Genomic DNA, 26,669 nt, shown 5'->3' on the forward strand with positions numbered 1-26,669 from the left:
TATTTAATATCTATACCGTTTTTAAGGGTTTATAAATGACCACTGCTTTTGACTTTGAGCTTAATTCAGCTCAAACACCATTTACCACAAATATTCCATACGTAGATGGTGTGTATGATCTTGCCCTTGATCAAGTATTACTCGATCAAGAACAGCATGAATCAGCGGTTCGTTCTTATCCACGCCGTTTGCCTATCGCAATTAAGCGTGCCTATGGTGCTTTAGTTGAAGATACGCGTGGCCAGTTGTTTTTAGATTGTCTTGCCGGTGCGGGCACCTTGGTATTGGGTTACAACCATCCAGAAATAAACCAAGCATTAAAAGAACAACTTGATACGGGTCTACCTTATCAAACCTTAGATATTACGACGCCAGCAAAAGATCGTTTTATCAAGCAAGTTAAATCATTCCTGCCTGCGGATTTTGCTGAAAACTCAGTGATTCAATTCTGTGGTCCATCGGGCGCCGATGCGGTTGAAGCGGCAATTAAACTGGCTAAGCAAACAACTGGCCGTAATACCATGATTGCCTTCCGTGGTGCTTATCACGGTATGACCAATGGCACCATGGGCATGATGGGGAACTTAGGCACGAAAGCACGTCGTACTGGCTTGATGTCAGATGTTCACTTTATGCCTTTCCCATATAGCCTACGTTGCCCATTTGGTCTGGGTGGTGAAGAAGGCGCGAAACAAAATATTCGTTATATTGAGCGTATGCTACACGATGATGAGAGCGGGATTCAAAAGCCTGCGGCCATTATTGTTGAGCCAGTACAAGGTGAAGGCGGCGTTATTCCCGCTCCAGCATTTTGGTTACGTGAATTACGCCGAATCACCCAAGAACACGGCATCCTATTGATCTTTGATGAGATCCAATGTGGTGTCGGAAAAACCGGTTACAATTTTGCCTTTGAAGAATCGGGCATTTCACCGGATATTCTTTGTTTATCAAAGGCGATTGGTGGCGGCCTGCCTATGTCGATTTTAGTATTTAACAAAGAAATCGATACTTGGAATCCAGGTGAACACACAGGGACTTTCCGTGGTAACCAATTAGCGATGGTGTCTGGTGCGAAAGCGTTAGAAATCATCCAACGTGATAACTTAGTTGAACATGCCAAAGTGGCGGGTCAATACTTGCGTGCAGGGTTAGAAAAGCTTCAACAGGAAGTGGGTTGCATTGCTGAGGTACGTGGTAAAGGTCTGATGCTTGGTGCGGAAGTCGTACAGCCTAATGGTGAGTTGAATAAATTTGGCGAGCCAGCTTCTGCTTCGGCATTAACTTTAAAAATTCAACGCGCAGCATTAGAGCGTGGCTTGATGATTGAAAAAGGTGGCCGCGACGGTTCGGTATTGCGTTTCTTACCGCCTGTGATTATCAGCTTTGAGCAGATTGATTTTGCTTTGAAAACCCTAAAAGAGGCGATCATTGCCGTGGGCGGGGGGATTGACCCAACCAAAGAAGCCATCTCACATCAAGATTGGCAGCAGCACTTCATTCAAACTGGCGCACACGGCGCAGACAGTTTTGAAAAAGCGATGAACCAAACAACCCAAGCGATGAAAGCGGTATTTGAAGCGGTAGATAAACCTTATTCAGGTATCGATCCACAGTTGCTAAAAGCGCAGATTGAAGCGGTCAATTTGGATTCAAGTAATAGTGATTTACAACAAGTGATCAATAGCACCACCAATTTAGTGGCGAAGAATTCGATCTTTGTGCAGCACCCAAATTGCATTGCACATTTACACACGCCACCATTAGTGCCAGCGATTGCCGCTGAAGCCATGATTGCCTCTTTGAATCAGTCGATGGATTCATGGGATCAAGCATCTGCTGCGACTTATGTTGAGCAACGTGTGGTGGATTGGTTATGTGAGCGTTACAACATGGGTGAGCAAGCCGATGGTGTGTTTACCAGTGGTGGTACGCAAAGCAACCAAATGGGCCTATTGTTAGCTCGTGATTGGATTGCCGATAAATTAAGCCAGCACTCGATCCAAAAGCTCGGTCTACCCGATTACGCCGATAAATTACGTATTGTATGTTCGAAGAAATCTCACTTCACGGTGCAAAAAACAGCGTCATTAATGGGCCTAGGTGAAGCCGCAGTCGTGTGTGTGGATACCCACAACGATGGCACGATCAATACCGATGCAATGACTGAAACATTAAATCAACTGAAAGCCGATGGGTTAATTCCATTTGCGATGGTGGGCACTGCGGGTACAACCGATCACGGTGCGATTGATGATCTCAATACTTTGGCCGATTTAGCTGAGCAGCACGATATTTGGTTCCATGTGGATGGGGCATACGGTGGTGCATTAATTCTAAGTAGCCATAAACATCGCTTAACCGGTATTGAGCGTGCGTCTTCAATTAGTGTGGACTTCCATAAGTTATTTTATCAACCAATCAGTTGTGGTGCGGTGCTGGTGAAAGACAAAGCGAACTTTAAATACTTATTGCACCATGCCGATTACTTAAACCGTGAAACCGATGAACTGCCAAATCTAGTCGATAAATCAATGGCCACTACACGTCGTTTTGACGCGTTAAAAGTCTTTATGACGATGCAGAGCGTAGGTACTCAAGCACTCGGTGAAATGTACGACCACTTGATCGAACAAACCCATGAAGTGGCACAAATGGTAGCCAATAATGCCGCGTTTGAACTATTAGCCCCGCCAGCACTATCAACGGTATTGATGCGTTATAGCAACGCTAATTTGAGTGAACAGGAGTTAAATGACTTAAACCGTCAAATTCGTATTGAAGCTTTAGTTCGTGGTGTAGCGGTACTAGGTGAAACGACTGTCGATGGTAAAGCGGCGCTGAAATTTACTATTTTGAACCCATGCCTAACCTTGAATGATTTTGAAGCATTATTGAATGATGTGACTGAGTTGGCTCAAGTGTTAACGGCGGAAAATGCTTTAACGCATTAATCTCTATGTTAGGCGGCTTTATAGCTAAAGCTGCCTACGTTTATTTCTATTGCTCTATTAAAAGAGAAGTAATCTATTAACCCTCAAGAAGGAAGGTGACTTAAAGATGTCTATTTTACAAATTGGCGCAGGTGGTGTTGGTTGGGTTGTGGCTCACAAAGCAGCTCAAAACAATGATGTACTCGGTGATATTACGCTTGCCTCTCGCACGATTGCGAAATGTGAAAAAATCATCGAGTCGATTAAAGGTAAAAATAACCTTAAAGACCCATCTAAAAAATTAGAAGCACGATTTGTAGACGCTGATGATGTGGCATCTTTAGTAGCGCTTATCAATGAAGTAAAACCTGATCTCGTGATCAATGCTGGGCCTCCATGGGTGAATGTTACAATCATGGAAGCCTGCTACCAAGCTAAAGTATCTTACCTTGATACATCGGTAGCCGTAGATTTATGCAGTGAAGGTCAACAAGTGCCTGAAGCTTACGATCCACAGTGGGCATTTCGTGAAAAATTCGCGGAAGCAGGCATCACTGGTATTTTAGGTGCTGGCTTTGATCCGGGCGTAGTAAGTGTGTTTGCAGCTTATGCTGTGAAGCATCTATTTGATGAAATTGACACCATTGATGTGATGGATGTGAACGCGGGTGATCACGGTAAGAAATTTGCCACTAACTTTGACCCAGAAACAAACATGCTTGAAATCCAAGGTGATTCTTTCTACTGGGAAGAGGGCAGCTGGAAACAAGTTCCTTGTCACACTCGTATGCTTGAGTTTGATTTCCCAAATTGCGGTGAGTTTAAAGTCTACTCAATGGCGCATGATGAAGTTCGTTCAATGCAAGAATTCATTCCAGCAAAACGTATCGAATTCTGGATGGGCTTTGGTGACCGTTACTTAAACTACTTCAATTGCATGAAGGACATTGGTCTATTAAGCCCTGATCCCATTACTTTACAAGACGGTACAGTGGTTGAACCGCTAAAAGTATTAAAAGCATTATTGCCCGATCCGACGTCTCTTGCACCGGGCTACACAGGCAAAACCTGTATTGGTACTTGGGTTCAAGGTACAAAAGATGGCAAAGCACGTAGCGTGTTTATCTACAACAATGCTGACCATGAAGTGGCCTATGAAGATGTTGAGCATCAAGCGATTGCTTACACAACCGGTGTGCCAGCGATTACCGCTGCGCTGCAATACTTCAATGGCTCATGGAATCAAGCCGGTGTGTTTAACATGGAGCAATTAGATCCTGATATGTTCCTAGAAACCATGCCAAAAATTGGTTTAGATTGGCACGTTCAAGAGCTAGAGCCAGGCCAACCGAAGATTAATATTCTAAAGTAAAGTCGTATCGCGTTGCTCGTGTTTCGTTACCCGAGTACCGCTGGCAGACTCAATTAGTAAGAACAGCCATAGCATTCGTTATGGCTGTCTTATATCTTTTTCGAGAAGCATCGCATTCTAGATACGAGAAACGCAGTGCTCGAGAATCGTTTTATGGAATTATCTATGTCTAACAACCTTCCAACTCCTTATTTCATGATTGATGAATCAAAGTTGATTCGTAACCTTGAAATCGCAAAGCAGCTTAAAGAGTTAAGTGGCGTCAAATTGGTCTTAGCACTGAAGTGTTTTTCGACGTGGGGCGTATTTGACATCATTAAGCCTTATCTGGATGGCACAACCAGTAGTGGTCCCTATGAAGTGAAATTAGGCCACGAAACCTTTGGCGGAGAGACTCATGCTTACAGTGTGGGTTACAGCGAACAAGATGTGAAAGAGGTTGCCGATATCTGCGATAAGATGATTTTTAACTCATTAAGTCAGTTAACAGCCTATCGTCATCTTGTGGAAGGTAAAGCGTCTATTGGTGTTCGTTTAAATCCGGGTGTGAGCCGTGCAGGGCAAGACCTAGCGGACCCTGCGCGTCAATTCTCTCGTTTAGGGGTTCAAGCAGCGCAGCTTTCTAGTGAGGTTTTTGATGATCTTGATGGCGTGATGTTCCACATGAACTGTGAGAATAAATCGGCGGATGATTTCATTGCTTTGCTTGATAGCATTTCAGAACGTTTTGGTCACTATTTAGATAAGCTAGATTGGGTTAGCCTTGGTGGTGGGGTTTTCTTCACTTGGCCGGGTTATGAGGTTGAGAAATTAGCTCAAGCGCTCAAGCAATTTAGTGAAAAACACGCGGTTCAGTTATATCTTGAGCCGGGTGAAGCCATCATTACTAAGACAGCCGATTTAGTCGTAACGGTGGTTGATATTGTGGAAAATGGTATGAAGACCGCAATTGTGGATTCAGCCACCGAAGCGCACCGTTTAGATACGCTCATCTACAATGAACCAGCTTCTATTGGTGAGTCTAGTGACGAAGGGCTGCATGAATATGTTATTGGTTCTTGCTCTTGCTTGGCCGGCGATCAATTCTGTGTGGCTAAGTTTGAGCAGCCATTAAAGATAGGTCAGCGCCTGCATATTCTCGATAGTGCAGGGTACACTATGGTGAAATTAAATTGGTTTAATGGCCTGAAAATGCCAAGCGTGTATTGTCAGCGCAGCGATGGTGAGATTCAAAAGTTGAATGAATTTGATTATCAGGATTTCAAACGTTCTCTGTCTCAATGGTCGGTTAAATAACCATGTGATTAACGCGTAAAAAACGGTAATGTTAAGCCGCGCTGCTTGTTTACTTAAGTGAAATACTGAAAGTAAACAGACATCGCGGCTTTTTTGTTTTCTTAACGGTAGGGTGTCGAGGATATCTGTTTTTAAAAGGGAAGTGTTTAATGAAAATGATGTATTCCGGTGCGATTGATTCTCATGGGGAAGCGTTTGCCATTATCTTGAAAAATTTTTTGTTAAAGAACCAAGATAAAATTGAGCATCAATTAATTCCGAATCTTGACTACATAGATCCAAGGGCGCTCAATGATAATGGCATCCAAATCATATCAGTGAGTTACTTAGGTGATACTCGTTATTCGCTCACGTATCAATATGATTGGTTTGTGTTTAGCGGTTGTACGGATACGGATTTAAAAGGCAGTGATAAAAATAAAGTGACGTTTACTGTACTGGGTTCAGGTGAGCTAGAGTTTGACCTTTCAGCCTTAGGACATTAAGAGGAAGGACTTCGCATGGTGTTTACGAAGTCCTTGGTCGTATTGGCTAATAAGATCGCTTCATGGTCAAAAGCTTAGATGTTTTCGATGTGTGTCTGGGCTTTTACTGATGAGTTATCTTTCACCGTTTTTCTCGACCAATAACCGGCTAAGATAGAGCCTGAAATATTATGCCAAAGTGAAAATAACGTTCCCGGCATGGCGGCCGCAGGGGTAAAGAATTTCATTGCAAGTGCGGTTGCAAGTCCAGAGTTTTGTAAACCGACTTCAAATGCAATCGTACGAGAGATCGTTTCGTTAAACCCTAATAATCGACACCCCCAATATCCAGCCAATAAGCCAAATCCATTATGTAAAACCACAGCCAGTGCGATGATTGGGCCAATAGAGGCAAATTGAGATGCATTAAGCGCAATAACGATACCAATAATCATCACAATCGCAGCCATTGAAATTAAAGGCAGTATTGAATCGAGCTTCTGTGTGACATTGTGGAAGAACTGATTAATAAAGATGCCCACGGCGACCGGTAGTAATACAATTTTCACAAGGCTCATGAGCATTGCCGCTGCTGGTACATCTACAGCTTGTCCGGCTAAAAGCTCAGACAGAAATGGCGTAAGTATTACACCCAGTAATGTTGAAATAGCGGTCATAGAAATAGAAAGTGCCACATCACCTTTAGCTAAGTAACACATGACATTGGATGAGGTACCACCGGCGACACTTCCAACAAGCACCATACCTATCGTAAGTTCTGGGCTGAATCCTAGAACATAGCTGATCAACAATGCGACAAACGGCATAACCGTAAATTGTAAAATGATCCCAATAGTAACCGCCAACTTTTGCTTAACAACATTCGCAAAATCACTGGCTTTTAGTGTCAGGCCCATTGACATCATAATTACAACTAATAAAGGCACAATATATGACTTTAATGGCTGAAAAATGGTTGGCTGCAGATAAGCCAAGATAGATATTAAAATTGCCCATACAGGGAATAATTGAGTAATCGTCCGTAACATTTTGTTCTCCTTTTTTAGAAGCCCAGAATGCCATATTTAACATTTTTGTCACGTTTGAATTTTACTCTTTTTTAGACAATATTGATGTTACATCAATTACTCGAGTGCCTTGGGTTATAGCTTCTAGTTCTGCAATCACATCTTTAATGCTGGTGTCTTCCGGAATGGTAATGCTAAATTGCGATGTAAAGAGATTTGCGTTGATGCCATTTTCACCTGCGAGAAATAGACGCTGAGTATCAATACTTAAAATATTCGCGCGTTCTCGCTCTAAGATGTGAGTGAGTTCTTTAATGATTCCTGCTTGTTCTTGGCTATCAAAACGTAATTCATAAACATCATCTTCGGCGTGTTTCATTTCTTGAGATTGCACAAAATGAGCTTGTAAGCCTGGGGCTTCGTCAAACGCTGTTTGAATCATCTCTAGACTTGATTCTGGGCACTCAATTTTAATTAATCCTGCAACTTGGTCATCGAGATAATTAATTTTACTAATAATCCAACTACCACCATGTTTATGAGTAACGTGTGCAAGGTGTTGTAGTGTTTGAGGAGTAGCATGGCCAGAAATATTGGCAATGAAGAGAACCTTGTTTGTCATGGAAACCTCATTATCAGTGAAGTACTTAAGATCATTTTAGTATAGATAAGAATGATTGATTAAGAATAAAGCACTAAAAGTTCACTATACCCAAGCGATTTCAAAGATTCATAATTCAGAGTCATCATCTAAGCCTTTAGGCGATGTTAAATAGAACAGAGATAGAATGACTATGATCATTCAATTGGCTTTGTCTAAAGCCTGTTTTATTGTTGCTGATACTCGCATCTTGAGGTGACTTGGGTATAGTTATGTTTCAATCATTTCATAAAAAGAATAGACAGATAAGGACGAGAAATGGTCAAAGTATCAATGCTCAGCACGGGCGAAGAAGTGTTGCATGGTGATATTGTCGATACCAATGCTTCATGGTTATCGGAATTATTTTTTGAACAAGGGTTTGCGATTCACTACCGAAGTACGGTTGGCGATCAGTTAGATGAATTAGAAAGCGAAATTACAGCATTAAGCTTAAAAAGTGATGTGGTGATTGTGAATGGTGGGTTGGGCCCAACAACCGATGACCTTAGCGCATTAGCCGCGGCTAACGCTCTTGGTGTGGAGTTAGAGCTTCATCAAGAATGGTTAGAGATTATGACTCACTACTTTGCTCGTTTAGGTCGTCCAATGGCGGCAAGTAACGATAAGCAAGCGATGCTGCCAGCTGGCGCGGAAATGATTAATAACCCAGTAGGGACTGCGTGTGGATTTAGCATTGAACTCAATGGCGCGGTAATATTTTTCACTCCCGGCGTTCCTTTTGAATTTAAGCGTATGACAATGGATGAAATTTTGCCGCGTCTAAAACAACGCTTTCCCAACGTAGAAAGGTTGGAATGTAATAAGCTTTATACCTTTGGTCTTGGTGAATCTGGTATTGCTGATCGTTTAAAATCGGTAGTGTTACCAAAGGGGTTCAGCCTTGGTTATCGCTCTTACATGCCGTTTATTGAGGTGAAAATATTCAGCCCTTATCAAGACGTCAATATTGAACAAGTGATTGAGATTATTAGTGGTGAATTAGCGGAGTTTACGCTTTCGATTAATCAGCCTTTAATCGGGGCAGTTGGGCATTTACTTGAACAAAATCAAATTCATATTTCAGCACTTGAGCAAGTGACTGGTGGGGAAGTTGCTCGAGGGTTGTCATTGGATGTCAATGCGCAAAAACAGTTTGTACAATGTGTGGTCGATAATCAGGCTCAACCATTATCAGAACTACAAGATGCATTACTGATTTCAGATGAATACCGCCAAGATACCCAATCGGCCATTGTTGTTGGTAGTTTTAAAATGGAAGATCAAAGTATCGCTTTGGTTTTGATTTCTGCTGAATATCATTTTGCTCAACAGGTTTCATTTGCACGGGAGTATCCACTAAAATCCCAACAAATTTTACTGTCTACCGTGATCCTGGATATGGTGAGAAGGTACTTGCAACAAACGAATATGTTGGCGACATTCAGTCACTTCGACCGCTTAGCTTTTATTGAAGGTTGATCTTCGGTGATAAAATCGCCAAATGAGAGTAATTTTTAATTACATAACAATTACATGACAAATGTGACATCGAACTTAAATACTGTTTACGCATATTTAACAAAAGGTGCTTCGCATGAAATCAACTCTTTATCTCTCTTCTTTTGTGCTGCTATTTTCTGCTATGCCTGCTCTTGCTTCTGATGATGCAACCTCTCTAGAACAAGGGCAGTTTAGTGGTGGGGCCAAGCTTGGTTTTTTGTATTCTAATGCTTCAACAACGTCGACCTCTCTCAATACTGGTGGTTGGTTGAAGTATGAAAAAGAGAAATGGACCCACGATTTCTCGGGTAGTAGTTATTATACGAAAACGTCTGATTCAGAGGATGATGGTACCAATAAATACGAGCTAGGTTATAAAGTGTCTTATCAAATCGCAGAAAAGTATAAAGCGTTTGTTGATAATGGATATGAACATGATCAGTACGAAACTTATCGTGATGTTTATTCCGTTACCGCAGGTATTGAAAGGGCATTAGTAGACACTGAAATCACAAAAGTGAATATTGGTGGAGGGCCGGGTTATCGCCGGAGTGAACGTCAACCCGATGATGTCGATCATCCAGGTCAAGTATCCGAAGATATTACGGCGAATGGCTTCTTAAATGCTAAAACCAAGGTGACGGATACGTTATCGATTGGAGGCGATGCAGAGGTGGATTATGGTGAATCGAATACTAAATATACTCTTGGCGCTAATTTGAAGAATATTTTAGTCGAGGATGTTGCTTTAGTGTTTGATGCTCAATATGTGTATAACACAGACGTTGCTTCAGATAAGAGTAATGATGAAATCTACACCACGGTGAGTATTAGCTACGACTTTTAATTATACTAATGGATGAGATAAAAAACGGGCTTGTGAATAACTCACAAGCCCGTTTTTTTATTGATATGGATAAAGTGAAGAGTATGGTTATGCTCTTTTCTTTACTGATTGATATCGAACATTCTTGAGTACCACATCCGATTTTGCTTTGCAGATACAAGGCAAAATTTCTTTAGGATGAGTGAAAGCTAACGCAAATCCAATGTATTCCACCTCACCTGATTCCAACTCACATTTACAAGCTCCACAATGGCCATCTCGACATTGAAATTCAGGTTCAAGACCTGCCTTTTCCATCGCATTTAGCAGAGTTTGTTGTGGGTCGATATTTAGTTGAGTAATACCATTGATTTGCATTGATTTCATTACAGTTCGAAATCTCCAAAGTCATCAGAGCCAACTTCGTTATCGATTTGGCCAACTAGGTATGAACTGATTTCAGCCTCTTGTGGGGCAACCTGTACGTTATCTGATGATAACCAAGCATTGATCCAAGGGATTGGGTTGCTGGTGGCAGCAGGATAAGCAGCATCAAGGCCAACCGCTTGCATACGGATGTTCGTGATGTATTCAACGTACTGACATAAAATATCTTTATTCAGGCCAATCATAGAGCCATCTTTGAATAGGTATTCTGCCCATTTTTTTTCTTGTTCAGCCGCTTGTTTAAACAGCTCAAAACATTCTTGCTTACACTCTTCTGCAATTTGCATAAAGCTAAAGTCATCTTGACCATTGCGTAAGATGTTTAGCATATGCTGAGTACCGGTTAAATGTAGGGCTTCATCACGAGCAATCAGTTTGATAATTTTCGCGTTACCTTCCATTAATTCACGTTCTGCAAAAGCAAATGAACAGGCAAAGCTCACGTAAAAACGAATCGCTTCTAGTGCGTTAACCGACATCAAGCAAAGGTAAAGCTGCTTTTTCAAATCATGAAGTCTTATTTCAACGGTTTCGCCATTTAAAACATGAGTACCTTCACCATAACGATGGTAGTCATTGGTTAAACGAATCAGTTCATCGTAGTAATGAGCAATATCACGTGCGCGTTTTACAATGAATTCATTTTCAACGATATCATCAAACACCGCGCCAGGATCATTCACGATATTACGAATAATGTGTGTGTATGAACGAGAGTGGATGGTTTCGGAGAATGACCATGTTTCAATCCACGTTTCTAATTCTGGTAGAGAAACTAATGGTAATAGGGCAACGTTTGGGCTACGACCTTGAATGGAATCAAGCAATGTTTGATATTTTAAGTTACTGATGAAAATATGTTTTTCATGATCAGGTAGCTTATTGTAATCAATACGGTCACTAGAAACGTCAACTTCTTCAGGACGCCAAAAGAACGATAATTGTTTTTCGATTAGTTTTTCGAAAATCTCAAATTTTTGTTGGTCGTAACGTGCAACGTTAACCGACTGGCCAAAGAACATCGGCTCTTTGAGCTGGTCATTTTTCTTCTGATTAAAAATTGTATAAGCCATGCTAACCTCTTAAATGAACGGTTGAACAACCATTCATGTGGCAGTGATATGTTGGATAAAGATCACTGCATTATGTACTTGGGTAGTGATTGAATGAAAGCAGCCTGCGACAGGGCAGGCTACGTTATTTCAAATGTTTAATTAGATCTTACAACCGCCGCCGGCGCAATCATCCTCTTCAACAACCGCTGCTGCATCATTTTGATCGTCGCTCGCACCATCACGAGTATTATGATAGTAAAGGGTTTTTAGGCCATATTTATAGGCAGTTAATAAATCTTTCAGCAGTAACTTCATCGGTACTTTGCCGTTAGCTTGTACACTAGGATCGTAGTTTGTGTTGGCTGAAATCGATTGGTCTACGAATTTTTGCATAATCCCAACTAGGTGTAGATAACCATCATTTGATGGGATACGCCATAGTAGTTCATATTGATCTTTCAGTGCTTGGTATTCTGGCACGACTTGCTTCAAGATCCCATCTTTTGATGCTTTCACCGAAACGAATCCGCGAGGTGGTTCAATACCATTGGTTGCATTTGAAATCTGTGAAGAAGTTTCAGATGGCATGAGTGCAGTTAGAGTCGAGTTACGTAGACCGTGAGTGGTAATCTCGTTACGTAAAGTTTCCCAATCAAGATGCAAAGGCTCATCACAAATGGCATCTAAATCTTTCTTATAAGAGTCGATTGGTAAAATGCCTTGTGCATAAGTTGTTTCGTTAAATGCTGGACATGCACCTTTCTCTTTCGCTAATTCAACCGATGCTTTTAGCAAGTGATATTGAATCGCTTCAAAAGTACGGTGAGTCAAACCATTGGCACTACCATCTGAATATTTCACGCCGTTTTTCGCTAGGTAGTAAGCATAGTTGATGACACCAACGCCTAAAGTACGACGGTTCATGGTCGCTTTGCGAGCCGCAGGAAGTGGGTAGTCTTGGTAATCTAATAGGGCATCTAACGCTCGCACAACAAGATCTGATAATTCAGCAAAGTCATCCAGTGATTTGATTTCACCTAAGTTAAATGCAGATAGAGTACATAATGCAATCTCGCCTTCTTCATCATCTACGTTACGCAGAGGTTTGGTCGGCAAAGCAATCTCTAGACATAAGTTAGACTGACGAACTGGAGCAACACTTGGGTCAAAAGGACTGTGAGTATTACAGTGATCGACGTTTTGGATGTAGATACGGCCTGTTGAAGCGCGCTCTTGCATTAACAATGAGAATAGCTCAACCGCTTTGATAGTTTCGCGTTTGATTGATTCATCGGCTTCATATTTAACGTAAAGCTCTTCAAACTTCGCTTGGTCTTCAAAAAAGGCATCGTATAGCCCAGGTACATCCGATGGAGAGAACAAACTGATGTTTGCGCCTTTAATTAATCGAGCGTACATAAGTTTGTTTAGCTGCACGCCATAATCCATATGACGAACGCGGTTTTCTTCAACACCACGGTTGTTTTTCAGTACTAATAGAGACTGAACTTCACGGTGCCAAATAGGGTAGAACACGGTTGCTGCACCACCACGAACGCCGCCTTGAGAGCAACATTTAACCGCAGTTTGGAAGTATTTATAAAATGGGATGCAACCTGTGTGGAAAGCTTCACCGTTGCGAATCTCCGAACCAAGCGCACGAATACGACCCGCATTAATACCAATACCTGCACGTTGTGAAACGTAGCGAACGATAGAGCTTGCTGTCGCATTGATTGAATCTAGGCTATCACCACATTCGATTAATACACATGAGCTAAATTGACGAGTAGGAGTACGAACACCTGCCATAATTGGTGTTGGTAGTGAAATTTTGAACATCGATACCGCATCATAAAAACGCTTAATGTAGTCTAAACGTGTTTCTTGAGGATATTTAGCAAATAAGCAAGCGGCAACGAGAATGTATAAAAACTGAGCGCTTTCGTAAATTTCCTTTGTTACACGGTTTTGAACAAAGTATTTGCCTTCAAGTTGTTTTACCGCAGCATATGAAAAGTTCATGTCACGATTGTGATCAATGAAGCTATTTAATACTGCAAACTCTTCAGCAGTATAATCTTCTAGTAAATGCTTATCGTATTTACCCATATCAACCAATTTTGAAACATGGTCGAACAGTTTTGGCGGCTCAAATTCACCATAAGCTTTTTTACGTAGGTGGAAAACGGCTAAACGAGCAGCTAGATATTGGTAGTCAGGGCTTTGCTCTGAAATGAGGTCGGCTGCAGATTTTATGATGGTTTCGTGAATATCAGAGGTAGTAATGCCATCGTAAAACTGGATGTGGGCTTTAAGCTCTACTTGAGAAACAGAAACATTATGAAGTCCTTCCGCTGCCCATGTGATCACTCTATGGATCTTTTCAAGATCGATCGACTCTTTCTTTCCACTACGTTTTGTGACTGTCAATTGTTCGTTCATTCGAAATGAGTTCCCTAAACTAGATAAATTCTAAGCTGACGCATTGTATTATTATGTTTTTGGCAAGCTTTTATGCTGATCTCGCTCTACCTTACGATGAAGGTGAAACACTATATGTTGGGTTGGCCCAACAGATGAGTTACAAGATAGTGCGAAAAGACGTGAGTTTCAAGATTTGGATTTTATCCAACTTGTGGATAACGTTTGGATAGAAATTTTTCTGTAAGTAGACACTAACCTATGCACTTACGTATTCCTTGATTAGTGAAATTTAGAGGATCCAATATGATGGATTTATGCCCAAGGGAAAAAATATTTCTCTTGATCTTTAACAGAAAATGATCCGGAAATTTATTGCTGAATTTATGAGTGATCAAGCACATTTTTATAAAAAAACATGTAAGAAAACACCGGTTTTTTTCAGTGTTTTCTTATGCTTCGAATATGAAGGTTAAAATAGGATTAACCGATATTTTTTGTATGAATGATATAGTTTACATCCACACTTTTGCCTAATGAATAGTGGTCGGTAAGTGGGTTGTAATGTAACCCTGTGATGGATTGTTCTTGCAGTGGAGTCGAGTCTACCATTTTGAGTAATTCCGATGGGCGAATGAACTTACTATGGTCATGAGTGCCTTTCGGTACGATCTTCATCACTTGCTCTGCACCTACAATCGCAAATAAATAAGATTTTAAATTACGGTTTAAGGTAGAAAAGAAAACGTGTCCACCGGGTTTTACTAAACGAGCACAAGCTTGAATAACAGATAGGGGATCCGGAACGTGTTCTAACATTTCCATGCAAGTGACCACATCGTAACTTTGTGGACATTGGTCGGCATGATCTTCGATAGTGCTTTGTATATAGTGCAGCGTGACTCCAGATTCTAACGCGTGAAGTCTTGCCACTTCTAAAGGCTCTTTACCCATATCAAGTCCGGTCACATCAGCGCCTTCTTTGGCCATGCTCTCTGCGAGAATTCCACCGCCACAGCCGACATCAAGGACTTTCTTACCGAATAGCCCTTGTGCGCTATCAAGTACAAAGTTCAAGCGAAGAGGGTTGATTTGATGTAATGGTTTGAATTCACCATTTAAATCCCACCAACGAGAAGCCATATCTTCGAATTTTTTAATTTCTGCAGGATCAACGTTTTGCTTAGTTGTCATAGTGATCATTCTTCAAGTCATCAAGATGCAATTAATATAGCAGGAAAAGAAAGGTCATAAAATCCTGACTTTTAAATTGAGCCAGTTAAAGTGATTGATAAAAAGCATAAATTTGAATCTAGCTCAATTTTTCTGCAGTTAAAGCGTGAAGTGGCCATCAACTGATTAAAACTGCCATGAAATAGATGCCTGATTGAGGATTTCTGTGTTATATTTTTAGACCTTGTGCGTATCGCTATTTGTAATGAAGTACGCGATCAAAAAGAATAGAGGGATAATGGCTCTATGAGCGATTTAGCTAAACAAATTACGCCAGTAAATATTGAAGATGAACTGAAAGGTTCATATCTTGATTATGCGATGTCTGTCATCGTTGGTCGTGCACTTCCAGATGTTCGTGATGGTTTGAAGCCGGTTCACCGCCGTGTTTTATTTGCAATGAACGTTCTGGGTAACGATTGGAATAAGCCTTATAAAAAATCAGCTCGTGTGGTTGGTGACGTAATCGGTAAATATCACCCACATGGTGATAGCGCGGTTTACGATACCATCGTACGTATGGCTCAACCATTCTCACTTCGTTACATGCTTGTGGATGGCCAAGGTAACTTTGGTTCTATCGATGGTGACTCTGCGGCGGCGATGCGTTATACCGAAGTTCGCATGTCCAAAATGGCCCATGAGCTATTAGCCGATCTTGATAAAGAAACGGTCGATTACGTCGATAACTACGACGGCACAGAAAAAATTCCTGCCGTTTTACCCACTAAAATTCCTAACTTACTTGTCAACGGTTCTTCTGGTATCGCTGTCGGTATGGCAACCAATATCCCGCCGCATAATCTAGGTGAAGTATTAGATGGTTGCTTGGCTTACATTGATAATGAAGATGTGACCATTGATGAATTGATGGAACATATTCCTGGGCCTGATTTCCCTACCGCTGCTCTGATTAGTGGCCGTAAAGGCATTATCGATGCATATAAGACAGGACGCGGTAAAGTTTACATGCGTTCTAAAGCTCACATCGATGTTGAAACCAATGGTCGTGAAACGATTGTTGTGACAGAAATTCCATATCAAGTTAACAAAGCTCGTGTTATTGAAAAAATTGCCGAACTAGTAAAAGACAAGAAAGTGGAAGGCATCAGTGCATTACGCGATGAGTCTGATAAAGACGGTATGCGTATTGTTATTGAATGTAAGCGTGATGCTGTTGGCGAAGTGGTGCTAAATAACCTTTATGCACAAACTCAGCTACAAACAACGTTCGGCATCAACATGGTTGCGCTGGATAATGGCCAGCCTAAGCTATTCAACCTAAAAGAAATGTTGAAATGCTTTGTTGATCACCGTCGTGAAGTGGTGACGCGTCGTACTATTTTTGAATTACGTAAAGCTCGTGACCGTGCACACATCTTAGAAGCGCTTGCTTTAGCATTAGCTAATATTGATGAGATCATCGAACTCATTCGTAATGCCGCAACGCCTGCGGAAGCGAAAACAGGCTTGGTTGCTCGTGGTTGGGATTTAGGTCATGTTGCTGGAATGCTTGAGCGTGCAGGTACCGATGCTGCTCGTCCTGATTGGTTAGAAGCAAATTATGGCATTCGCGATGGTCAATACTTCTTAACTGAGCAACAAGCACAAGCCATTCTTGAGTTACGTCTACACCGTTTAACCGGTTTAGAGCACGAAAAAATTCTAGATGAATATAAAGCACTTCTTGATGAAATCGCTGAGTTAATTCATATCTTATCGAACACTGAGCGCTTGATGGAAGTGATTCGTGAAGAACTTGAAGCTGTACGTGAAGGCTTTGGTGATGCACGTCGCACTGAAATTACCGCAGCAAGTCATGATATTGATATGGAAGAGCTTATTGCTCAAGAAGATGTGGTGGTCACGCTTTCTCATGAAGGCTACGTTAAGTATCAAATCTTAAGCGATTACGAAGCACAGCGTCGTGGTGGTAAAGGCAAGAGTGCAACGAAGATGAAAGATGAAGATTTCATCGAACGTCTACTTGTTGCCAATACTCACGATAATATTCTTTGCTTCTCAACTCGTGGTAAAACTTACCGCTTGAAGACTTACCAATTACCATTTGCCAGCCGTAATGCCCGTGGTAAACCAATTGTGAATATCCTACCACTAGAAGAAGACGAGCGTATTACCGCTATCTTACGTGTAGATGAGTTCGCTGAAGATAAATTTATCTTTATGGCAACTGGTGATGGCACGGTTAAGAAAACGTCTCTAGCAAGTTTTGCTAATGTTCGTTCAAATGGTTTGATCGCTGTTAACCTACGTGATGATGATGCACTGATTGGTGTCGATATTACTTCTGGTGGTGATGAAATCATGCTGTTCTCGAAAGAGGGTAAAGTGGTTCGCTTCAGTGAAGAGCATGTTCGTGCAATGGGCCGTACTGCGGCTGGTGTTCGTGGTATTCGTCTTGCAGATAACGACCAAGTAGTATCATTGATTGTACCGTCAAATGATGGTGGTGATGTTCTGACAGTCACTGAAAATGGTTACGGTAAACGTACTGTTATCACGGAATACCCAACGAAAGGTCGTGGCACCAAAGGTGTTGTATCGATCAAAGTCTCTGAGCGTAACGGGCAAGTGGTTGGTGCAATCCAAGCCCTTGAAGCAGATGAGTTCATGATGATCACTAATGCCGGTACTTTGGTTCGTACACGTGTTTCAGAAGTGAGCCAAGTGGGTCGTAATACGCAGGGTGTTACTCTGATTCGTACTTCAGAAGATGAGAAGGTTGTAGGTCTACAGCGTATCGAAGAAGTCGAAGAAGACATTGAATTAGAAGAGGGTGTAGATGCTGTGGAAACAGAAGCTTCTCAACCCGAATCTGATTCTGATGACGCGACTCAAGCTGATTCTAACGACGAAGAGTAATATTTAAACGATATTATGTTATAAAGCCGGAGGTGAATGCTTCCGGCTTTTTTATATGTAAAATGAATGAAATTATCATTTGCTTGATTGGTGAGATTTAAGTTACATTTTTACTTGATTAGTTAATTTGTTGTTATAGTATAACAATATCAATTAGACGGTGTGATTAATCTCTCATTTTTGTCCGTGTGCATGGTGTTTTTACGGCAAAAGTTAGCGGATAAATATAAGAATAAGTGAGAAAGAATATGGCGGAAGTTCGAGCCAGAGTGGATTTAAAAGTAGGTAAAAAAAGCGATATTGACGCTGAAATCCTTTCCTTTACAGGGCTAAAAACGGATAAAGAGCACGTCGCAATTATTTTTAAATCAGCAGATAAAAATCCGCAATCACCTTTAGTTCGCATGCACTCTGAGTGCTTAACTGGCGATGTTTTCCATTCCTCTCGTTGTGATTGTGGTGAACAGCTTGATGAGACCATTGAAAAAATGGGTCAGCAGGGCGGTATTTTGTTGTATCTGCGTCAAGAAGGCCGTGGTATCGGTTTATATAATAAAATTGATGCTTACCGACTACAAAGCGAAGGAATGAACACATATGAAGCGAATAACCATTTAGGTTTTGGTGACGATCTTCGTGATTTTTCTGAAGCAGCACAAATGCTGAAAGCGCTTGGGGTTTTGAAAATTAAACTGATTACTAACAACCCTAAAAAGATGAAAGAATTACAAGAGTTTGGTATTGAACTTGAAGAAGTGATACCAACTCATGTTCATATGAAGCATGGCAATGAAAGTTACTTAAAAGCTAAAGCTTCTCATGGTAAGCATCGATTAAAGTTTGATGAATAACGAAAATCATTCTATATAGGCCTCTCATTGTAGAGGCCTTTTTTATTTGTGCACTTCGACATATTTCTCAAAATAAAGCACCAAAGAGGAGTTGTAAAAACTTTGTAAATAAGTATGATTCTCAAATTCACATGCAAGTGATAATTGTTTGCATTTAATGTTTGTTTTATTCAAGGATGAATTATGTTTAATTTACGCGTTTCTACAATCATCGTGTCTAGTTTTGTATTCGGTAGTCATGCTGCTTATGCAGCCGCAGCACCAAAGGATGTGGTTATTAATTATGCAGATATTGCTTATGCGGTATTTGATGATGCTTATATCACAGCTCAACAATTACAAACTTCCATCGATTCGTTAATTAAAACCCCATCGACTGAAACATTAGAACAAGCCCGTAAAGCCTGGCTTGCATCACGCATACCTTATCAGCAATCTGAAACATTTCGTTTTGGTAACGCAGTGGTTGATGATTGGGAAGGGCAGTTAAATGCCTGGCCACTGGATGAAGGGCTAATTGACTATGTGGCAAATGGCTATCATCACGAATTAGGTAATGAAGGATCTCAAGCCAATATTATTGCGAATGAAAGCATTCAAGTTGGGGCTAACAAAATTGACGTTTCAAAAATTACGCCTGAATTATTAGCTAACTTGAATGAGTTAGCAGGATCGGAAGCTAATGTAGCAACTGGCTATCATGCGATTGAGTTTTTACTCTGGGGCCAAGATTTACATGGTACACAAGCTGGGGCTGGAGAACGTCCTTATACTGATTATATTCAAGGTGATGGTTGTTCTAATGGCCATTGCGAGCGTCGTGCCCAATATCTTGCCGCCGCGGCTGAACTATTAGTACGAGATCTCAATTGGATGAAGGGCCAATGGGCAGCACAAGGAAAAGATAATTATCGCAGTGAATTGTTGCAACAATCGGCTGAAGACGGTTTGCGCAAAATGCTATTTGGCATGGGGTCTTTATCATTGGGTGAACTGGCTGGTGAGCGCATGAAAGTCGCGCTAGAAGCGAATTCCACAGAGGATGAGCATGATTGCTTCTCTGATAATACCCATAATTCTCATTTTTATAATGAACAAGGGATTTATAACGTTTTTAACGGTACGTATACCCGAGTTGATGGTTCGGTAGTTAAAGGAGCCAGTATCAAAGATTTGGTTGCAGAAAAAGATAAAACAGCGGCCCAACTCATTGCTGCCCAGTTTGATACAACTCGAAATCAAGTCCACACCTTAGTGGAATCGGCAGAGAAAGATAATCAACATTTTGATCAATTAATTGCTACCAATAACCCATCAGGCCATGCGTTAGTGAATGCATCGATTAACTCATTGATTAAACAGACGGAAGCGATTGAAAAAGCAGCCAGTTTAATTGGGATCACAAGCTTAAGCCCTGATAACGCTGATCACGAGTTTTAAATCTTTGATAATGGACAGGGGATCTCAACCCGATCCCTGTACAGGACGTACCATGAAATTTGCTTCTTTATTCCTCTTTACCTGCTTCACTCTTTCTACTCAAGCGGTGGCTTATGGTGTTAAATCCGGTGGAGAGACCAGTACTAATAAACAAGGTAATAATAGTTTTTCTATGCCGGCGAATAACTTATCGATTTCTAAACGATTAGATTTTAGCGTCGGCAATAGTTTTTTCCGTAACCCTTGGGTGCAAGCCCCCGCAACGACAGATGCCCGTGATGGGTTAGGACCGTTATTGAATACAAATGGTTGCCAGAATTGCCATATTAAAGATGGGCGAGGACACCCACCTGAAAAGGGAGAAGATCAAACCGTTTCGATGCTAGTACGCATGAGTATTCCTGCGATGACCTCGGCGCAAAAACAACAGCTTGTGTTTTCGGGAGTGATTCCAGAGCCAACTTATGGGGATCAATTGGAAGATTTTGCTATTCCTAATGCCGCTCCTGAAGGCAAGATTCGAATTGATTACAACACCTTAAAAGTAAGGTTTGCTGATGGTGAAACCATCGAACTAAGAAAGCCTAAAGTCATTCTACATGAGTTGGCTTATGGTGAATTACACCCAGATACCATGTTATCTGCGCGTGTTGCACCACCGATGATTGGGCTTGGGCTATTAGAATCGGTGTCAGAGCAAACCTTGGTGGAAATCGCTAAACAGCAACAAGAAAATGCTGAAGGAATATCTGGAAAAATAAACCGAGTGTGGGATAAACAAAAGCAATCAACTCAGATTGGCAGGTTTGGTTGGAAAGCGGGACAGCCCACATTAATCCAACAAGATGCTGCAGCCTTTAATGGAGATATGGGGCTAACCAGTACCTTATTCCCCGATGAAAATTGCACCGATCGTCAAACGATTTGTGGCGAGTTACCCAATGGCAACAGTCAAGATGAGGGCGTCGAAGTCAGTAATAAGATTTTAAAGTTTGTTGAATTTTATTCTCAACATTTAGCGGTTCCAATCCGCCGTAATCTCGATGACCCTCAAGTTCAAAAGGGGCAAGCGTTATTCGATAAGGTTGGTTGTGCATCTTGCCATCTTCCAATGATGAAAACGGAGAAACGAGATGATTTGCCATCACTTTCCGAACAAACCATCCACCCATACACCGATTTATTGGTACACGATATGGGGCCAGGGCTTGCCGATAATCGCCCTGAGTTTTTAGCGAATGGTCAAGAGTGGCGCACACCACCGTTATGGGGAATTGGTTATACCCAAGAAGTGAGTGGGCATACTTATTTCTTACATGATGGGCGAGCACGAAATTTGATGGAAGCGATTTTGTGGCATGGTGGTGAAGCAGAACAAACTAAGCAAAGAGTGATGCAATTAAATCGACAAGATCGTGATGCGTTGGTTGCTTTTTTGAACTCTCTTTAATGAGGCTTATATGAATAAAATCAAGATCATTTTAGTGGCAGTGATAGCACTTTCAGGCTTGAGCTATTATGGCGTTGCTTCTCATGTTAATGCAACTTCCGATGCGCCCCAGAGCTCTTCATTAATGTCTGTTGTGCAATATGAACGTCAAGCCACCAAAAATTTCACCTCTAAAGTGGTTATCTTACATCAGGATATTACGCGTTATTGTCATACTGGCAATGAAACAAACTCATCAAGTATTAAGATGAGTTGGATTAATGCGATGCATGCTTGGATGCCATTACAAGGTCAAGGTAAAGGACCAAAACAAGCGCTCGACCTCAGTTGGTCGATTCAATTTTGGCCAGATAAAAAGAATATAACTGGCCGTAAAATGGAGCAATTACTGCAAGAACCTAATCTATGGCAAATCAATAGTATTAAGCAGCAAAGTGTGACAGTTCAAGGACTAGGCGCACTAGAGTGGTTATTGTTTGATCCTTTATCAGAGTTTTTCCAACAAGAGAAACCTTATTGTCAGCTTGCACTCTCGATCAGTGACAACTTGAGTAATAACGCATTAGAGATTGAAAAGGCTTGGCAAGTGAATCCATGGAAATCCCTTCCTGCCACTCAATGGCCTGCGGAATATTTGGGATTAATGATGAATCAATTGGATTTCTTAATACAAAAAATCCAACGGCCACTTGCCAAAATAGGTCAACCAAGGCCTTATTTTTCTGAAAGTTGGCGTGCAAAGCAATCATTCGCGTTGATGCTTTCCAATATTAAAGCCTTACATCAACTTTATTTGGTCGATGGTCATGGTTTTGATCAACTGTTGAGGCAACGTGGCTTAGATGATCTGGCCAATCGCATTAATCAACAATTTATACAAACCATTGAGACGTGGCCTCATCAACCAAGTTTATTCGATGAGTTACAGACAAAAGAAGGTTATCGGGTAGCATTAAGTCAAAAAAATAAATTGGAGCGGCTTAAATATTTATTTCATGATGAAGCAGCGGTTGAATTGGGCATTGCCGTTGGTTTTAACTCAACAGATGGGGATTAAATCATGACGCTGAGGTTTAATGACTCTGGAAAAAGCCAACGTATTGATATCAAGCGTCGTAATTTATTGATGTTAGCGGCGTTAGGTGGTGCTGCTGGGGCGACAGGGTTAACTTGGTCATTTTATCAAAATAACCGAACGTCTCAACCGGCATTGATTGGTAATGCTCTTGGTAAAAACAAAGCGTATTACAGTATCGTGGCTGACTGGCAAGGTAATGTGCTTCATCGAATTCCATTACCAGAACGTGCTCACGGCGTTGCTATTAGTCAGAAAAGTATCATGGGGTTGACGCATGCGGTTGCTTTTGCTCGTCGTCCTGGTCACTATTTTCAAGTTTTTGACTATCAAACTGGGGAAGAAAAAGCATTGATTGCAGCTTCTTCCGATCGGCATTTTTATGGTCATGGTGTATATAGTCAAGATGGACGTTTATTACTTGCCACTGAAGGTGTCCGTAAGACAAGCCAAGGGCTTATTGGGGTCTATGATGTTGCGAAAGGCTATAAAAAAATAGCGGAGTGGCATGGGGTTGGTATTGGCCCTCATGAAATGATTCGATTAGACGATGGCAGTTATGCTGTCGGGGTCGGTGGGGTTCACACGGATGGTCGGAAAGCCCTCAACCTAGACGCAATGCAACCGAATTTAACGAGATTAAACACCCGTGGAGAGATTGTTAGCCAACATACACTTAATGATAAAAAGCTGAGTATTCGTCATTTAGGCTATAACCATGACGGACTCATTTTATGCGGCCAACAATATCGTGGAGAACCGGATGATTATCCAGCATTGATAGCGATGCAAAAAGGAAATGAGCCACTGACTCTTTTGCATGCTGAGCCTGAAGAGTGGGCGAGATTTAACCACTACATCGCCAGTATTGCGGTGATTGATGACTTCGTTTTGGCGACATCACCGCCGGGAAATTGTTATGGAATATGGTCAATATCGCAAAATAAGCTGCTTGAATTAAATACGTTACCGGATGCTTCTGGGGTGGTTGCTCATGCTGGGCAGTTTTATTTGAGTTCAGGTTCCGGTGAAATCATTCGTCGTCAACCCGTCGATAATATTCAATTACATCAATCTCATATCCGTTGGGATAACCATTGGAATGCGATTCCTTTATAACGGACGTGCTTGTCAATATCGGCCTTAACTGGCATAGTTTCGATAATTTGAATCGTTAGAGAAATATCGCAATGAGCCTTCAATATCAATCTGTCCCTGTAACGCCTTTTCAGCAAAACTGTTCAATAGTATGGTGCGATCAAACCATGAAAGGAGTGATTGTGGATCCGGGAGGTGAGGTAAACCATCTAATTACAATCATCAATACCCTTGGTGTGACATTAGAAAAAATCGTCTTAACTCACGGCCACTTAGATCATGTTGGAGGTACACCAGAGCTACAATCCGAAATGAATGTACCGGTGATCGGCCCTCATATTGATGATGCATTTTGGCTGCAAGGTCTTATGAATCAAAGCCAAATGTTTGGTTTTCCACCTATCGATCCATTTGAGCCGACACAATGGTTACAAGAAGGCGATGTAATTGAGTTTGGAGAAGAGACATTAGACGTGATTCATACTCCGGGACATACTCCTGGGCATGTTGTTTTGTTTAGCCAGTCTGCGAATATTGCCTTTGTTGGTGATGTTTTATTTAACGGTGCTATTGGTCGTACCGATTTTCCGAAAGGTGATTATGCGACGCTGATTAACAGTATTAAGACCAAGTTGTGGCCTCTAGGTAATGACGTGCGCTTTATTCCCGGCCATGGCCCAGAGTCAACATTCGGCCAAGAACGTAAAAGCAATCCATTTGTTGCAGACGAGATGCCGCTTTACTAAATTTAGAATATACATAAAGTAATTGGAGTTGCAGTGAGGCGACAAGCGAATAAGGTCCTATGAGCTTAGTTTGTCTAAGTGATTGGGGCGAATGAACAGCGTCAACAAAGCTGCGGCTTTAAGTACGAAGAGTATTAAATACTTGCACCACTATGGCTCGCAGCAAGATAGCGGCGAGCCATGCCAACAAATTCTTCTTTTGATGTGAGTACATCACTTTCTGCGATAAATAAATCATAGCCCCATAATTCTTTTTGAATCATCATGCGATTGGCAAGCATGGCTTTTAAACCTTTTACACAACTTCCATCGGAATAGAAAAAAGGCTTGTCATTAATAATGTGATCTTCTAATTCATGCTGCCGCCCATGCTGTTTAAGTCCTAAATAGAGCAAACTACGTTGATGGAGCAGTATTTGTGTAATGACTTTTGGACTGATGGTGGAGATAAAAGCTTGGTAATCTTTTATCTCCAAGCCGATCCAAGGGATTGACGTTGTCCAGCCTTGAATCGTGTAATCAAGCGTGTCTATTTTTCTTATATTGTGCCAACGCAATACCCAACCGCCTTTATAAAGGTGTTGTTGAAAGTGAGTTTCCGTCAGTGTAAATCCAAGCTTTTGCCCATAGACGTAGTGTTTAATGGCTAAACCGGTAATTAAGCAGGTAATAAAAAATAACCCCGCGACTTTACTATTTAAGTGGCTATCAATGGCAAAGGAAGCCATGAGTATACAAGCCCATAATAGATACTGACTCCAAATAGGTAATCGGGGTTGAGGGTGAAATATGTGCTTAGTTGGCATATTACGCTCATTAAGTCGGGAGTGAAAAGGTAAGAGGCCTATTGTTTTTTTTGATGAATGGGATTTGATTTAATATTTATAATTACTATACATTGAGTATAGAACTTAGTGAAAGAGCAAAAAAGTAAGTAAGGAATTCACTTATTAATGGTGATAAATATTGTGATGAAAATAGCTGTAAATAGAAGGATTTCACGTCATATTCATTAATTTCAATTAAATTAGAGTGTTTTTTGAGCAATGGCTGTAAATTTGATTTATATTTTGTTATAACACCGTCCAACATTTTTACCACACTAAAATTAGTGACTTGTGGAGAACTTCAATGAGACTTGCACATAAGCGCAACGTACAACTTAAACTTAAAAAGAAAATCAAAGCAACAAAGGCTGCTGCTGAAAAAACAGTTAAAGCAGTTAAGCCAAAAGCAGAGAAAGCAGTTGCTAAAGCAAAGTCAACTGCAACTAAAGTTGAAAAAGTTGCCAGTGCTGCGGTTGAAGCAGCAGTAGAAGCATCTCAAGATGTAAAATTGACACCTAAACAACAGCAAGTATTAGATATCGTTGCAGCAAATGCTGACGGTATTAGCCCTAAAGCTATTGGCTTAGAGGCGGGTCAAGAAGATGCAAAAGCCGCGGCTTGGGCAACTGGCGGTTTGAAGAAGCTAGTAGAAGAAAACTTAGTGGTTAAAGAGCAAGCCGCAGGTAATAAAGTCATTTATAAGCTAGCGTAAGTTTTCTTTAACAAGCCAATACAAATAGCCTTTCTACTTTTTGGGTAGGAAGGCTTTTTTATTCATTCTATTCAGCTCTAATCGTCTAACGTCATTCTGCGCGTTATCTCAATTCTAGAGATTAATGTTAAATAGGCGGTTAAATACTACCTAGTCAAAACTACTTACTTAATATTGTCTACTTTTATGGGCTGAGCCTTGATGATTAAAGCCTATATAACTAATGCTAAGTATTTTTTCGTATAAAGAGATTTCAGCACCACTCTTATCACAAGCGTTCAATTGTTATTTTCAGTAAATCCTCGCATTGGCATATCTTGGCATTCTCCTAATCTGATTGTTGAACAATAACAAAAGGATGAGCTA

The 26,669-nt window shown here is 41.1% G+C and carries 21 protein-coding genes; 14 read left to right on the forward strand and 7 right to left on the reverse strand.

Annotated elements, in window-relative coordinates; translation table 11 throughout:
- Nucleotides 1–35: 35 nt before the first annotated feature.
- The 4 genes from VRUMOI_RS05980 to VRUMOI_RS05995 all read left to right on the forward strand — a co-directional run bounded on the left by VRUMOI_RS05980 (nt 36) and on the right by VRUMOI_RS05995 (nt 6,086).
- Entirely contained in the window at nt 36–2,954 is a 2,919-nt protein-coding gene (locus VRUMOI_RS05980) for a pyridoxal phosphate-dependent class III aminotransferase (protein WP_089138721.1), read from the forward strand.
- Between the two features lie 106 nt (nt 2,955–3,060).
- A complete protein-coding gene (locus tag VRUMOI_RS05985) occupies nt 3,061–4,305 on the forward strand; it encodes a carboxynorspermidine synthase (RefSeq protein ID WP_089138722.1) in 1,245 nt (414 codons plus the stop codon).
- A 165-nt stretch (nt 4,306–4,470) separates the two neighbouring features.
- The gene (nspC, locus tag VRUMOI_RS05990; protein ID WP_089138723.1) at nt 4,471–5,601 is read left to right on the forward strand and encodes a carboxynorspermidine decarboxylase; all 1,131 of its coding nucleotides are present in this window, start codon (nt 4,471–4,473) and stop codon (nt 5,599–5,601) included.
- Between the two features lie 149 nt (nt 5,602–5,750).
- Nucleotides 5,751–6,086 (forward strand): hypothetical protein, encoded by a 336-nt coding sequence (locus VRUMOI_RS05995; RefSeq protein WP_089138724.1) that lies wholly within the window; start codon nt 5,751–5,753, stop codon nt 6,084–6,086.
- Between the two features lie 74 nt (nt 6,087–6,160).
- Here VRUMOI_RS05995 and VRUMOI_RS06000 read toward each other — a convergent pair whose 3' ends face one another.
- Both VRUMOI_RS06000 and VRUMOI_RS06005 read right to left on the reverse strand, forming a co-directional pair.
- Complete coding sequence (locus VRUMOI_RS06000; RefSeq protein WP_089138725.1) at nt 6,161–7,114, reverse strand: bile acid:sodium symporter family protein; 954 nt, start codon at nt 7,112–7,114, stop codon at nt 6,161–6,163.
- A gap of 61 nt (nt 7,115–7,175) precedes the next feature.
- Entirely contained in the window at nt 7,176–7,715 is a 540-nt protein-coding gene (locus VRUMOI_RS06005; RefSeq protein WP_089138726.1) for a glycine cleavage system protein R, read from the reverse strand.
- A 297-nt stretch (nt 7,716–8,012) separates the two neighbouring features.
- Between VRUMOI_RS06005 and VRUMOI_RS06010 the strand changes: the two genes are divergently transcribed.
- Together VRUMOI_RS06010 and VRUMOI_RS06015 are read left to right on the forward strand one after the other, a co-directional pair.
- Nucleotides 8,013–9,215, forward strand: coding sequence for a CinA family nicotinamide mononucleotide deamidase-related protein (locus VRUMOI_RS06010; protein WP_089138727.1), 1,203 nt, complete (start codon nt 8,013–8,015; stop codon nt 9,213–9,215).
- 115 nt (nt 9,216–9,330) lie between these two features.
- Nucleotides 9,331–10,083: a DUF481 domain-containing protein gene (locus VRUMOI_RS06015; protein ID WP_089138728.1), complete on the forward strand. Its 753-nt coding sequence runs from the start codon at nt 9,331–9,333 to the stop codon at nt 10,081–10,083.
- 87 nt (nt 10,084–10,170) lie between these two features.
- Here VRUMOI_RS06015 and yfaE read toward each other — a convergent pair whose 3' ends face one another.
- The 4 genes from yfaE to ubiG all read right to left on the reverse strand — a co-directional run bounded on the left by yfaE (nt 10,171) and on the right by ubiG (nt 15,182).
- Entirely contained in the window at nt 10,171–10,449 is a 279-nt protein-coding gene (yfaE, locus tag VRUMOI_RS06020; protein ID WP_089138729.1) for a class I ribonucleotide reductase maintenance protein YfaE, read from the reverse strand.
- Nucleotides 10,449–11,582, reverse strand: a complete 1,134-nt coding sequence (gene nrdB, locus VRUMOI_RS06025; protein ID WP_089138730.1) for a class Ia ribonucleoside-diphosphate reductase subunit beta — start codon at nt 11,580–11,582, stop codon at nt 10,449–10,451. Before nrdB ends, yfaE begins: the two co-directional genes overlap by 1 nt.
- 141 nt (nt 11,583–11,723) lie before the next feature.
- Entirely contained in the window at nt 11,724–14,009 is a 2,286-nt protein-coding gene (nrdA, locus tag VRUMOI_RS06030; RefSeq protein ID WP_089138731.1) for a class 1a ribonucleoside-diphosphate reductase subunit alpha, read from the reverse strand.
- A gap of 462 nt (nt 14,010–14,471) precedes the next feature.
- Nucleotides 14,472–15,182, reverse strand: coding sequence for a bifunctional 2-polyprenyl-6-hydroxyphenol methylase/3-demethylubiquinol 3-O-methyltransferase UbiG (gene ubiG / locus VRUMOI_RS06035; RefSeq protein ID WP_089138732.1), 711 nt, complete (start codon nt 15,180–15,182; stop codon nt 14,472–14,474).
- A 285-nt stretch (nt 15,183–15,467) separates the two neighbouring features.
- Here ubiG and gyrA point away from each other — a divergent pair, with 285 nt between their 5' ends.
- The 7 genes from gyrA (at nt 15,468) to VRUMOI_RS06070 (ending at nt 24,764) form a co-directional block, all read left to right on the forward strand.
- Nucleotides 15,468–18,104, forward strand: coding sequence for a DNA topoisomerase (ATP-hydrolyzing) subunit A (gene gyrA / locus VRUMOI_RS06040; RefSeq protein WP_089138733.1), 2,637 nt, complete (start codon nt 15,468–15,470; stop codon nt 18,102–18,104).
- A gap of 248 nt (nt 18,105–18,352) precedes the next feature.
- The gene (locus VRUMOI_RS06045) at nt 18,353–18,955 is read left to right on the forward strand and encodes a GTP cyclohydrolase II (protein ID WP_089138734.1); all 603 of its coding nucleotides are present in this window, start codon (nt 18,353–18,355) and stop codon (nt 18,953–18,955) included.
- 183 nt (nt 18,956–19,138) lie between these two features.
- Nucleotides 19,139–20,395, forward strand: a complete 1,257-nt coding sequence (locus tag VRUMOI_RS06050; protein ID WP_089138735.1) for an imelysin family protein — start codon at nt 19,139–19,141, stop codon at nt 20,393–20,395.
- A gap of 52 nt (nt 20,396–20,447) precedes the next feature.
- On the forward strand, nt 20,448–21,845 hold the full coding sequence (locus tag VRUMOI_RS06055; protein WP_089138736.1) for a di-heme oxidoreductase family protein: 1,398 nt from the start codon (nt 20,448–20,450) through the stop codon (nt 21,843–21,845).
- Nucleotides 21,846–21,855: 10 nt separating this feature from the next.
- Entirely contained in the window at nt 21,856–22,902 is a 1,047-nt protein-coding gene (locus tag VRUMOI_RS06060) for an imelysin family protein (RefSeq protein WP_089138737.1), read from the forward strand.
- Between the two features lie 3 nt (nt 22,903–22,905).
- Entirely contained in the window at nt 22,906–24,039 is a 1,134-nt protein-coding gene (locus VRUMOI_RS06065) for a DUF1513 domain-containing protein (protein WP_089138738.1), read from the forward strand.
- Between the two features lie 71 nt (nt 24,040–24,110).
- On the forward strand, nt 24,111–24,764 hold the full coding sequence (locus VRUMOI_RS06070; RefSeq protein WP_089138739.1) for an MBL fold metallo-hydrolase: 654 nt from the start codon (nt 24,111–24,113) through the stop codon (nt 24,762–24,764).
- Between the two features lie 134 nt (nt 24,765–24,898).
- On the opposite strand, the gene VRUMOI_RS06075 is transcribed toward VRUMOI_RS06070, so the two are convergent.
- Nucleotides 24,899–25,570, reverse strand: a complete 672-nt coding sequence (locus VRUMOI_RS06075) for a DUF2982 domain-containing protein (protein ID WP_089138740.1) — start codon at nt 25,568–25,570, stop codon at nt 24,899–24,901.
- A 325-nt stretch (nt 25,571–25,895) separates the two neighbouring features.
- Here VRUMOI_RS06075 and VRUMOI_RS06080 point away from each other — a divergent pair, with 325 nt between their 5' ends.
- Nucleotides 25,896–26,303 (forward strand): MarR family transcriptional regulator, encoded by a 408-nt coding sequence (locus tag VRUMOI_RS06080; RefSeq protein ID WP_089138741.1) that lies wholly within the window; start codon nt 25,896–25,898, stop codon nt 26,301–26,303.
- The last annotated feature ends 366 nt before the right edge of the window (nt 26,304–26,669 follow it).

It is taken from the genome of Vibrio rumoiensis, assembly GCF_002218045.2.
GTDB classification, from domain to species: Bacteria; Pseudomonadota; Gammaproteobacteria; order Enterobacterales; family Vibrionaceae; genus Vibrio; species Vibrio rumoiensis.